The organism is Agromyces sp. NPDC055520 (assembly GCF_053619715.1).
The window spans coordinates 105,304-116,373 of sequence record NZ_JBSHJY010000001.1; the positions used below are offsets into that span (position 1 = coordinate 105,304).

The 11,070-nt window shown below is 71.0% G+C and carries 13 protein-coding genes; 10 read left to right on the top strand and 3 right to left on the bottom strand.

What is annotated here, in order from left to right:
• Positions 1-23 precede the first annotated feature (23 nt).
• From ACWGST_RS00465 to ACWGST_RS00495, 7 genes are all read left to right on the top strand, one after another.
• On the top strand, positions 24-1,466 hold the full coding sequence (locus ACWGST_RS00465) for a DUF58 domain-containing protein (RefSeq protein ID WP_452044679.1): 1,443 nt from the start codon (positions 24-26) through the stop codon (positions 1,464-1,466).
• Complete coding sequence (locus tag ACWGST_RS00470) at positions 1,456-3,801, top strand: transglutaminase family protein (RefSeq protein ID WP_452044680.1); 2,346 nt, start codon at positions 1,456-1,458, stop codon at positions 3,799-3,801. Before ACWGST_RS00465 ends, ACWGST_RS00470 begins: the two co-directional genes overlap by 11 nt.
• A gap of 74 nt (positions 3,802-3,875) precedes the next feature.
• Positions 3,876-4,382, top strand: a complete 507-nt coding sequence (locus tag ACWGST_RS00475) for a YceD family protein (protein ID WP_452044892.1) — start codon at positions 3,876-3,878, stop codon at positions 4,380-4,382.
• Between the two features lie 2 nt (positions 4,383-4,384).
• Positions 4,385-4,588: a 50S ribosomal protein L32 gene (rpmF, locus tag ACWGST_RS00480; protein ID WP_022891802.1), complete on the top strand. Its 204-nt coding sequence runs from the start codon at positions 4,385-4,387 to the stop codon at positions 4,586-4,588.
• A gap of 46 nt (positions 4,589-4,634) precedes the next feature.
• Complete coding sequence (gene rnc, locus ACWGST_RS00485; RefSeq protein WP_452044893.1) at positions 4,635-5,327, top strand: ribonuclease III; 693 nt, start codon at positions 4,635-4,637, stop codon at positions 5,325-5,327.
• Position 5,328: 1 nt separating this feature from the next.
• A complete protein-coding gene (gene mutM / locus ACWGST_RS00490) occupies positions 5,329-6,300 on the top strand; it encodes a bifunctional DNA-formamidopyrimidine glycosylase/DNA-(apurinic or apyrimidinic site) lyase (RefSeq protein WP_452044681.1) in 972 nt (323 codons plus the stop codon).
• Complete coding sequence (locus ACWGST_RS00495) at positions 6,300-6,452, top strand: hypothetical protein (protein ID WP_452044682.1); 153 nt, start codon at positions 6,300-6,302, stop codon at positions 6,450-6,452. Before mutM ends, ACWGST_RS00495 begins: the two co-directional genes overlap by 1 nt.
• A gap of 63 nt (positions 6,453-6,515) precedes the next feature.
• On the opposite strand, the gene ACWGST_RS00500 is transcribed toward ACWGST_RS00495, so the two are convergent.
• On the bottom strand, positions 6,516-7,073 hold the full coding sequence (locus ACWGST_RS00500) for a dihydrofolate reductase family protein (protein WP_452044683.1): 558 nt from the start codon (positions 7,071-7,073) through the stop codon (positions 6,516-6,518).
• Between the two features lie 101 nt (positions 7,074-7,174).
• Between ACWGST_RS00500 and ACWGST_RS00505 the strand changes: the two genes are divergently transcribed.
• Genes ACWGST_RS00505 through ACWGST_RS00515 form a run of 3 tightly spaced genes read left to right on the top strand, consistent with a single transcriptional unit; the run spans position 7,175 to position 8,704 of the window.
• Positions 7,175-7,801, top strand: a complete 627-nt coding sequence (locus ACWGST_RS00505) for a TetR/AcrR family transcriptional regulator (RefSeq protein ID WP_452044684.1) — start codon at positions 7,175-7,177, stop codon at positions 7,799-7,801.
• 43 nt (positions 7,802-7,844) lie between these two features.
• Positions 7,845-8,171: an ArsR/SmtB family transcription factor gene (locus ACWGST_RS00510; protein ID WP_452044685.1), complete on the top strand. Its 327-nt coding sequence runs from the start codon at positions 7,845-7,847 to the stop codon at positions 8,169-8,171.
• Positions 8,168-8,704, top strand: coding sequence for an SRPBCC family protein (locus ACWGST_RS00515; protein ID WP_452044686.1), 537 nt, complete (start codon positions 8,168-8,170; stop codon positions 8,702-8,704). Before ACWGST_RS00510 ends, ACWGST_RS00515 begins: the two co-directional genes overlap by 4 nt.
• Before the next feature lie 38 nt (positions 8,705-8,742).
• On the opposite strand, the gene ACWGST_RS00520 is transcribed toward ACWGST_RS00515, so the two are convergent.
• The gene (locus ACWGST_RS00520; RefSeq protein ID WP_452044687.1) at positions 8,743-9,828 is read right to left on the bottom strand and encodes a GNAT family N-acetyltransferase; all 1,086 of its coding nucleotides are present in this window, start codon (positions 9,826-9,828) and stop codon (positions 8,743-8,745) included.
• Positions 9,825-10,955: a GNAT family N-acetyltransferase gene (locus tag ACWGST_RS00525; protein ID WP_452044688.1), complete on the bottom strand. Its 1,131-nt coding sequence runs from the start codon at positions 10,953-10,955 to the stop codon at positions 9,825-9,827. The genes ACWGST_RS00520 and ACWGST_RS00525 overlap by 4 nt, the downstream gene beginning before the upstream one ends.
• Positions 10,956-11,070: the final 115 nt, after the last annotated feature.

The window sequence follows — 11,070 nt, forward strand, 5'->3', positions numbered from 1 at the left end:
CGCGTCCCCGTTCCGCTCGAGTCGTGACCTGGCCGCGACTCGGTCACCGGGGTGCTCGAGTCGCGATCTGGCCGCGACTCACTCACCGGGGGGCCACGCTCGTCATCGTCGGGGTGTTGCTCGTCGCCGTCTCGCTGTGGTTCGATCTGCGCGATGTGCTCGTGCTGGCGTTCGTCGGCATCGCCATGCCCGCGGTGGCGGCGCTCTTCGTGACGCTGCGCAAGCCGAGCCTCGCCGTGACGCGCCGGTTCACGCCGCCCGTCGTCTCGGCGGGGGCGTCGACGCTGGTCGCGCTCGTCATCAAGAACCGCTCGCGCCGCACCTTCGACGGGGCGCACTGGCGCGACGGCGTGCCGACGACCCTCTCGGCCGCGCCGGAGGCGATCCTGCCGGCGATGGGCCCGTACGAGTCGATGCTGCCGTCGGGCGACGACACGGTGCGCGTCGAATACCGGTTGCGGATGCCGCGGCGCGGCGTTTACCCGATCGGCCCCCTGCGGGTGGGCATCACCGATCCCTTCGGGCTCGCCCGCATCGACCGCGATGTCGGCTCTGCGCACGACGCCGTGGTGACGCCCCGCGTCACCCCCCTCGACGCGGCGCTCGGTTCGGCGGCGAGCGTCGACGGCGTGCTCAACGGCCTGCAACGCCGCACGCACCCGAACTCCGACGAGCTCATCGCACGCGAGTACCGCTACGGCGACCCGTTGCGCCGGGTGAACTGGGCGGCGACCGCGAGGCGCGGCGAGCTCATGGTGCGTGAAGAAGAGCAGCGCGGCGACCCCGAGGCGCGCATCATCCTCGACACCACGCTCGCCGGGCGGGCGCGAACCGCCGGGCACCGGGGCGACGGCGACGATGCGCCGCACTTCGGCTTCGAACTCGGGGTCGAGGTCGCGGCCTCGATCGGCATGCACCTGCTCGAGCGCGGGTTCCGAGTGCGCTGCGACCGCGTCGACGACCCCGAGCGCAGCCTCCTCTCCGAAGAGGCGGGTGCCGGCTACCGCATGCCGGGCGGCGATCGGCTGCTGCTCGAAGACCTCGCCCGGCTCGAGGGCCCCGCCCGTCAACCCGCGCGCCAGACCCGTGAACCGGCGTCGGCGGCGCAGCACGGGTCGTCGGCCGCGGGGCCGCGGGGCCGTGATGCCCGAATGCCGGGCTTCGCGGTGCTCGTCGACCCCGACGAGCACGACGCCCGCACGCTCGTGGCGCTGCGGTCGACGTTCGAACCGGCCGTCGTCTTCGCGACGGAGTCGGTCGCCGCGGGCATCGTCGACGCTCTCGAGAAGGCCGACTGGCGGGTCGTGCGCGTGCGCCGTGGCGCTGAGATCGCGGCGGCGTGGTCGGGTACGACGATGATCCGGCCCGAGCCGCCCGCACGGCGCGGCGCACCCGTTCGCACCGCGCAGCCGAGCCGCGCGTCGGTTCGCCCCGCAGACGTCGACGGGGGGCCGCATGCGTCCTGACCCCGTTCCGCTGTCGCGGGCGCAGCGGCTCGCGTTGGCCGCGGCATCCTTTCTGCTGCTCGCGACCGCGGCGATGGCGCTCGGTCCGCTCATCGCCGGCAGCGGCTGGTGGTGGCTCTGCGCCTTCGTCGCGGGCGGTGTGCTGTTCTCGGGGGCGGGGTTGCGCGCGCTCCGCACGCCCGCCTCCCTCGTGCCCGTGCTCGAACTCGTGGTGCTGTTGCTGCTGCTCACCCTCGTCTTCGGCGGCGCCTCGAGCATCGTGTTCCTCATTCCGACGCAGGGAACGTTCGAGACGTTCGACGCCCTTCTATCCGGCGCGCAACGCACGATCGAGCAGCAATCGGTGCCCGCCATCCCGGTGCCGCCGCTGCTCTTCGCGCTCGCGCTCGGCATCGGGCTGATCGCGGTCTTCACCGACGTCTTCGTGCAGACGATGCGCATGCCGGCGCTCGCCGCGGCGCCGGCCCTCGTGCCGATCCTCGTGCCGGGCTTCATCATCGAGGCGGGCGCCGAGGTGCCGGCCCTGCTGCTCACCGCCGCGGCGTATCTGCTGCTGCTTCGCGTCGACGTGCGCGTTCGCCGCCGGGCGCGACTGGTCGCCGGCGGCGAGGGCGACGACGCGGCCACCATCGTGCCGCCCAAGCGAGTGCCGATCGTCTCGACGCTCGGCGCCTCGCTCGGCCTCGCCGCCGTCGGCCTCCTCACGGCGTCGGTGCTCGCCGCGTCGACGCCGAGCGTGTCGACGAGCCTGCTGCTCGGTTCGCCCAGCCAGGGCACGCTGTTCGCGCGCGGCGTGAGCCCCTTCATCGACCTCGGGCGCGATCTCCGACGGCCCGACGCGCTGCCGGCGTTCCACTACTTCGCCCGCAACGCCGATCGGCCGTACTTCACCCTGCTCACGCTCGATCGATTCGAGGGCGAGGTCTGGGGGGTCACCGACACCGCCGTCGACGGCGACAACACGGTCGACGCGATGCCGCTGCCCATGGGGCTCTCCGAAGAAGTCTCGACGGCCGAGCACCCGATCGAGGTCGTCGTCGACGAGGTGCGCACCACGTGGCTGCCCGTGCCGTATCCGACGTCGCGCATCGAGGGCCTCAGCGGTTCGTGGTTCTGGGACGCGGGTTCGCTCGCGGTGCGCAGTGTCGACACGAACACCGGCGGTCAGCGCTACCTCGTCACGCGGCTCGAGGTCGATCCCACGGTGGCGCAGCTGCGCGATGCGGGCGACGAGGTGCCGGCCGCACTCGCACCGAACCTCGCGTTGCCCGACGAGATGCCGCCGATCATCGCCGAGACCGCGGCATCCGTCACCGCCGGCACGACGACGAAGTACGACGCCGCCGTCGCTATCCAATCGTTCCTGCGCTCGGCGCTATTCGACTACTCGACCGAGGCGCCCGTCGAAGCGGGGTACGACGGCGGAGGCTTCGACGTCATCGCCAAGTTCCTCGAGACCAAGTCGGGCTACTGCGTGCACTTCGCCTCGACGATGGCGGTGCTCGCTCGCGAACTCGGCATCCCCTCGCGCATCTCGCTGGGTTACACCCAGGGCTCGCCGACGCAGGAGCGGGTCGACGGCGTGCAGCGCGTCGAGGTCGACTCGCACGACCTGCACTCGTGGCCCGAGCTGTACTTCGAGGGCGTCGGCTGGGTGCCGTTCGAGCCGACGCCCGGTCGCGGCAGCGTGCCCGACTACTCGCGCCCGGGCGCCGGCGACGGCACCGGGGCCGGCGCGCCGAGCACCGCCCCGGCCCTGCCGGGGGCGAGCGGCCGACCCGAACTCGATCCCGACCGCGGGCTCGCCGGGCAGGCCGGCGGCGGCGCGAGCGTCGACTCGTGGTGGCAGCGCGGCCTTCCCATCGCGCTGGTGGCGGTGCTCGTGCTGCTGCTGCCGGCGCTGCTGCGTCTCGGCCAGCGCGCGGCACGCCGCCGCCGCGTCGTGAAGGGCGAACGGCCGGCGGATGCCGCGTGGGACGAGGTGATCGCCACGGCCCGTGACCTCGGGGCGGGTGGCGACGACGTCGAGACCGCCAGGGCGTTCGCCGCGACGACTGCCGAGCGCGCGGCGTTCGGCGACCCGTCGGCGCTGGCGGCGCTCATCGCGCTGCGGGATGCCGTCGAGCGCGAGCGGTATGGACCGGAGCCCGGTGTCGGTGTCGGTTTGGGTGCAGGCGCCGAAGCCGCCGAGTTGCAGGCCAACGTCGCGCGGGTGCGGGCGGCGCTGCTCGACGACGCGGCCCCGATGGAACGGGTGCGCGCCGCGCTCGCGCCGCGCTCGCTCTTCGACCTCGCACGGCGGGCGTTCAGCCCACGTCCATCCGTCGGCGCGTAGACTCGTCGCTCGTGGCCAACAAGCATTCTCCGTTCCGAGTGAACGTGCGTGACCTCGTCAACCGCCCGGGTGAGATGCGCGAACATCGCTTCGCCGTCGCCGCCGGTGAGCAGATGGGCGAGGGCCTCGTCGCCGTCAGAGCCGGCTCAGAGCTCGATCTCGACGTTCGACTCGAGTCGGTGCACGAGGGCATTCTCGTCACGGCCGAGATCGACGCCGTCGCCGAGGGGGAGTGCGGTCGCTGCCTCATCGACGTCGCGCTGCCCGTCGAAGTCGAGTTCCAAGAACTCTTCGGGTATCATTCTGGGGAAGCCATCGAGTATGAGGTTCAAGACGACCACGTGGATCTTGAACCACTCATCCGAGATGCGGTAGTGCTGGCACTGCCGTTCCAGCCGGTGTGCCGACCGGATTGCCCAGGTCTCGACCCAGAGACCGGGCTCCGACTGGCCGATCATCCGGAACTCGTCACCCCTGAGCACAGCGATCCACGCTGGTCCGCGCTCGCCGGGTTCCAGGCTTCCGAAGACAGTGGTCCGGGTGACGCATCCGGGGCAGATCAGCAGAGAGAAGAGAGATAGTCATGGCTGTTCCGAAGCGGAAGAAGTCACGAGCCCGAACCCACATGCGCCGCGCGCAGTGGAAGGCCGAGGTTCCCACCCTGGTCAAGACGGTCGAGAACGGCAAGGTCACCTACAGCCTTCCCCACCGCGCCAAGGTCGTCGAGGACTCGGCGGGCACCCCGCTCTTCCTCGAGTACAAGGGCCGCAAGGTCGCCGACGTCTAGTCGGCCCCAGACACCTGAACGACCGGTCGTGACGCGAACCGAGCTCATCGGGGCCGATGGTCGAACGCTCGACGAACTGCAGGAACGTCTGCAGATCTCGATCGACCCCGCCCTGCTGCTGCTCGCGCTCACGCACCGGTCGTTCGCGTATGAGAACGGCGGCATCCCGACCAACGAGCGCCTGGAGTTCCTCGGCGACTCGATCCTCGGGCAGGCCGTGACCGTCAAGCTCTTCCGCGATCACCCCGACCTCGAAGAGGGTGAGCTCGCGAAGCGGCGGGCCAGCCTCGTCTCGAGTGTCGCGCTTGCAGAGGTCGGCCGCTCGATCGAAGTCGGCCCTTTCATCAGGCTCGGCCGCGGCGAGACGATGACCGGCGGTGCCGACAAGCCGTCGATCCTCGCGGACACCGTCGAGGCGATCATCGGTGCCGTGTATCTCGACGCCGGCGGCGATGCCGCAACGGCGCTCGTGTTGCGCCTCGTGGCACCGCTCATGGAAGACCCCGCGAGGTTCGGGGCCGCCATGGACCCGAAGACGAGCCTGCAAGAGATCGCCGCGCGTCGCGGCGCTGCCGCACCCTCGTACGCGGTGGCCGAGAGCGGCCCCGACCACAACAAGCACTTCGTCGCCACGGTGACGGTGGGCGACCTCGTCGAGGCGTCGGGCGAGGGCTCGAGCAAGAAGCAGGCCGAGATGGCCGCCGCGCTCGAGGCCTGGACGATGCTCAACTCGCGCTGACGTGCCCGAGCTGCCCGAGGTCGAGGTCGTGCGAGCCGGACTCGCGCCGGCCGTGACCGGTGCCGTCGTGGTCGCGGTCGAGGTGCTCGAACCGCGTTCGCTGAAACGTCACGACGCGGCATCCGGCGATTTCGAATCGCTCTTGACCGGCGCGCGCATCGAGGCCGCCGTGCGACGCGGCAAGTTCCTCTGGCTGCCGCTCGGCACCGATACGAGACGCGGCGATGATCGGCGCGACGGCCGGGCACTCGTCGGGCATCTCGGCATGAGCGGGCAGATGCTGCTGCGCACGCCCGACCATCCCGGCGACGACGCCCACGCGCGCGTGCGGCTGCACCTCGAGCACCCCGAGCACGGCGAGCTGCGGGTCGACTTCGTCGACCAGCGCATCTTCGGCTCGCTCGCCGTCGACCGGCTCGTGCCGACCGCCGACGGCGAGATCGGTGGATTCTCGGGTGTGGGTGTGGGTGTGGGTGTGGGCTCGGGCGATGTCGCGGGGGAGTGGGCGCGGCAGGTGCCCGCCCAGGTCGCCCACATCGGGCGGGATCCGCTCGACCCGGCCTTCTCGGAGCGGGCGTTCTTCGCCGCGCTCGCCAAGCGCGGCACGGCGATCAAGCGCGTGCTGCTCGACCAGGGCGTCGTGAGCGGCATCGGCAACATCTACGCCGACGAATCGCTGTGGGCCGTGCGACTGCACGGCGAGCAGCCGGCATCGTCGCTGTCGCCGCGCAAGGCGCGCGAGTTGCTCGGCGCGGTGCGCGATGTGCTCGGCAAGGCGCTCGCCGAGGGCGGCACGAGTTTCGACGCGCAGTACGTGAACGTCAACGGGGCATCGGGCTATTTCGAGCACTCGCTGAACGCCTACGGCCGGGCCGGCAAGCCCTGCCCGCGGTGCGGCACGCCGATGGTGCGCGAGGCGTTCATGAACCGCGGCTCGCACTTCTGCCCGAGGTGCCAGCGAATGCGTCGGTGATGACGGTGGGTGCCGACGACCTCGCCGTTGAACTCGGCATCGCGCCCAGTATCGTCCTCGGCCAAGCGCAGAAGCTCACCGCAGAATACGCGCGGGGACACGAGCTCAAGATCACCCTCGAATGGGACTCGGGCACCAAGCAGGGGGAGTGAACCTCGCACACGTGTTCGAACGGCTCCATGCGATCGAGGCTACGTGCACCCTACGACCTGAGCTCACCGCGCGTGGTACCGCGCGTAGAGCAGCCCGTTGTCGAAGGCCCGCTCGTCGACGAGGTCGAGGTCGAGCCGCACACCGTCGGGGAAGAACCGGGTGCCACCGCCGACCACGCTCGACGTGATGAACAGGTGGTACTCGTCGACGAGCCCGGCTCTGATCGCCTGCGCAGCGAGGTTCGGACCGTCGACGCTGAGGTCGTGGTCGGACTCGGCCTTGAGCCTGCGCACCGCGTCGGGGTCGAAGCTGCGCTCGATGCGCGTCTTCGCGCTCGACACGGCTTGCAGCGTCGTGGAGTACACGACCTTCTCGGCGGCCTTCCACTCGTCGGCGTAGTCGACGATGTAGGGCGGCAGGTCGGACTGCGCATCGACCGTCTCCCAGAACACCATCGTCTCGTACATGCGCCGGCCGTAGAGGAACGTGCCGACGTTGCGGAAGGCGTCGCCGATGAAGGTGTGCACCTCTTCGTCTTCGGCGCCGTTGCCGAGGTCGCCCTCGGCCGCCTTCGCGTACCCGTCGAGCGAGGTGATCATCGAGTAGATGAGCTTGCCCATTTCGGCTCCTTCGCTAATGGTGAGTCACTCGGCTCACCACTTGAAGGTAACAAGCGGCGAGTCCTGAGTCAAGCGACTCACCTCTCTGGCATACTGGGCGCATGTCCCGCGAACTCTCCGCCTACCACCGCCGCATCGCCGAGGCCAACCGCGCGGCGATCCTCGACGCGGCCACCGGCCTGTTCCTCGAGCACGGCTACGACGGCACCCCGCTGATGCGCGTCGCCGAGCGTGCCGGGGTCTCGAAGGCGACCCTGTTCAAGCAGTTCCCGACGAAGGCCGAGCTCTTCGAGGCGATGGTGCTCGCGGCCGGCGATGCACCCGTCGGCGAGGTCGTCGACCCCTCGACCGGGGATCTCGGCGCGGGGCTCCAGGCTCTGGGCGCCGCGTACGTCGAGCTCCTGAATCGACCGCGCATGGAGCAATTGCTCCGCATCCTGATCGGCGAGTCACAGCGGTTTCCAGAGCTGCGCGAGCGCACCTTCGATTTCAGCACCTTCCCGGTGTTCGCGGCGCTCGGGCGCTACCTCCGCGCCGAGACCGCGGCGGGAACCGCACACATCGATGATCCGGATGTCGCGGCATCCCAATTTCTCGGAATGATCTCGACCGTCGTCTTCTGGCCCCGCCTGATCCACGGCGGCTGGTCGCTCAGCGATGACGAGACGCGCAGCGTCGTCGACGAGGCGGTGCTGACGATCGTCGCGCGATACGGCGAGCGCTCTTGAAAATACGTTTGCGCATATATATGCGACGGCGTATGATCAACCCATGACGACAACCGCTGTGCTGGAGGCCATCGCCGAACCGACCCGCCGCCGCATCCTCGACGCCGTTCGCGGCGGCGAGTGCTCGGTCGGCGAACTCGTCGAACTCGTCGGCATGCACCAGCCCGGGGTCTCGAGGCACCTCAAGGTGCTCCGCGACGCGGGGCTCGTCGAAGCCCGGCACGACGCGCAACGACGGCTCTACCGCCTTCGCGCCGAGCCGCTGCGAGAGCTGGACGACTGGCTCGAACCGTATCGGGCGGAGTGGTCGAATCGACTCGACTCCCTCGAGCGGCACCTCGAACGAACTGCGAAAGGAACACCGTCATGACCACCACCGATCCGAACCCCACGCGCTTCGGCACGATCGAGCGCACCGCCGACGGCGGCATCATCCGCTACGACCGGCGCCTCGCCTTCCCCGTCGACGAGGTCTGGTCGGCGATCACCGAGCCCGAGCGCCTCGCCGAGTGGTGGCCGCCGTTCGCCACCGACGTCACGGTCGACCTGCGCGTCGGCGGCTCGATCGCCTTCCCGTGGCCCGACGGCGACGAGATGCAGACGCTCGAGTTCACCATCCTGCGACTGGAGGCGCCGACGCTGCTCGAGCACAGTCACACGAGCCCGGGTTCGTGGATGCGCTACGAGCTCGAGCCCACGCCCGACGGCACCCGGCTACTCGCCACGTACTTCGTGCCAGACCCCGACATGGCGATCGAACGCGGCGACCTCGTGGGCGCGCACTACGGCCTCGACCGGCTCGAAGCCGCGCTCGCCGGCAACCCGGCGCCCGTCGACATGGCTGCGTTCGCAGCCCTGCAGGCCGAGTACGCGGCACGCGAGCTCGCAGCGCCGCCGGCATAGCCCGCGGCGCCGGGGGAGTTCACGAGCCTGCGCGGCCGTCACCCCCGCTGCCAGACCGCCTCGAGGCCGCAGCGGCGGAAGCCGAGGGCGACGTTGATCGCGAGCATGTGCTCGTTCTCGTCGGCGTTCCAGGTGTAGACGACCGCGCGCTCGGGCGCGGTCTCGGCGAGGCGCACGAGGTTCGCGAGCTTCACGAGCATGCCGAGTCCGTTGCCGCGATGCGCGTCGACGACGAGGGTGTCGTACTGGTAGGCGAACCCGCGGCCGAGCGGCAGTTCGAGTTCGGTGTAGCCCGCGACCGTGCCGTCGCCCGTCACAGCAGCCGCCACGAGCAGGCCCGTGCCGCCGTCGAGGGACTCGGTCTCGCGCTCGCGCACGCGGGCGGCATCCCAGCGTTCCTCGTCGATCGTGATGCCGCCCGCGGGCACGTCGAGCGCCATGCGCGCTCGCGCGGCCGCGTAGGCGTCGACGAGGTCGGGCGGGGTGCGGTCGCTCCAGCACACGACGCGATAGCCGCGGGCCTTCGCCCGCGTCGTACGCGTTTCGAGATCGCGAAGGAAGTCGTCGGCGCGGCCCGCCACCGTGACGCTGCTCACCCGCTCGAGTTGGCCGAGCGCGTAGCCGTGCGCCGACGCGAAGCCGGCAGCGGGGGTGGATGCCGCGAGCCCGGCCTCCCCGTGGGGCGCGCGCAGCATCGGCTCGGCGCCGACGGCAGCCGTGTCGGCGGCGTCGGGATGGTCGGAGTACCCGACGACGGCCTCGCGGCCGAGCTCACGAGCCAGGTCTTCGGCCGCGCCGAGCAGCATCGACCCGATGCCGCGCCTGCGGTGCGACGGCAGCACGCCGAGGGTGAGCTCGACGGTCGCGGCATTCGCGCCGAGTTCCCAGCCGATCCCGGTTCGGCCGACCATCGCGGCGCCGTCCCAGGCGCCGTAGAGCACGTGACCGCGGTGGCGGCTGTGGCGAAGCTGCCCGAGCAGCATCGCCGCGGACTCGGCGAAGTGGTCGTGCCCCCAGTTGGCGCGCTCGAGCACGAACCCGAGTGCCCCGTACGTCTCGAACTCGGCCGCCTCCGGCGTGCCGAGTGCGGCGGGTACGGGCACCCTGCGGATCTCCACGGTCATCCCTTCTGCCACGACGAATCCACGGCGACGGGTTCGAATCCGAGCGCGATGTTGATCGCGAGCATGTGCGCGTTCTCGTCGGCGTTCCACGTGAGCACGCGCTCGCGATCGGGCGCGATGCGCCCGAGTTCGAGCAGGTTCGCGAGCTTCATGCGCATGCCGAGGCCGTGGCCGCGGTGCTCCGCGAGCACGAGGGTGTCGTCCTGGTACGCGACCCGCTTTCGCGGCGCGAGTGCGAGCATGGTGTAGCCGGCCACCTCGCCGTTCTCGGTGACGGCGGCCGTGACGACCATGCGACGGCCGGCATCGAGCGCGTCCTGCTCCTCGCCCCGGATGCGATCGGCGGTCCAGACCTCGGGCTCGTAGTCGATCGCCCCGCTCGGAGCGTCGACCGACATCCGTTCGTGCGCGCCGGCCAGGCTGCCGATCAGGTGGTCCGGCGCGCGGTCGCTCCAAGTCACGAGCCGGTAGGCGGGCGAGGATGCCTCGTGGCGGGCGAGTCGGTTTCGGAACTCGTCCGCGCGGCCGGTGACGGGCATCGCGCTCATCCGGTCGAGTTGACCGAGCGCGTAGCCGTGGGCCAGGGCGAATCTCGCCGACGGTTCGTCGGCGGCGATGCTCGCGTCGCCCTGCGGTGCCCGCAGCCGTTCGGCGCCCGACGCAACCTCCGACCCAGCCGCCGGCGCACCGTCCGGCGCGTCCGCGTCCGCGTCCGGCGCGTCCTCGTCGATGCGATGCGAGCCGCGCAGCACGAGCGTGTGCCGGCCGGCCTCGCGAGCGGTGCGCTCGAGCTCTGCGAGCAGGCGGCCGCCGACGCCGCGGCGACGCAGCTCGGGTGCGACGCCGAGCACGGTCGAGAAGGCGGTCGTCGCGTCGGCATCGAGCTCCCAGACGACGTTCGCAGCACCGACCAGACGGGCGCCGTCCCACGCGCCGAAGGCATGTCGAGCGGTGTACCGCTGATCGCGGGAGAACACGAGCAGTTCGTCGGCTCCGAAGCTGAGTTCGTCGCTGCCGTGCACCTCGACGTCGAGCGCCTCGGCGAACGCCGCGTACGCCTCGAAATCGACGGCAGCAGGCGTTCCGAGCGCATCGGGAACGGGGATCGGTCGAATGTCGACATTCATCTGAAGGGCTGCACTCTCCGGCCCGCGTCGTGCGGGCAGCCGATCAGATTACCGGCGCGGCGTTTCGCCCGCAACCGCAATCGCCCGCCGGCGGCGAGGGCTCGCGCCACGAGGC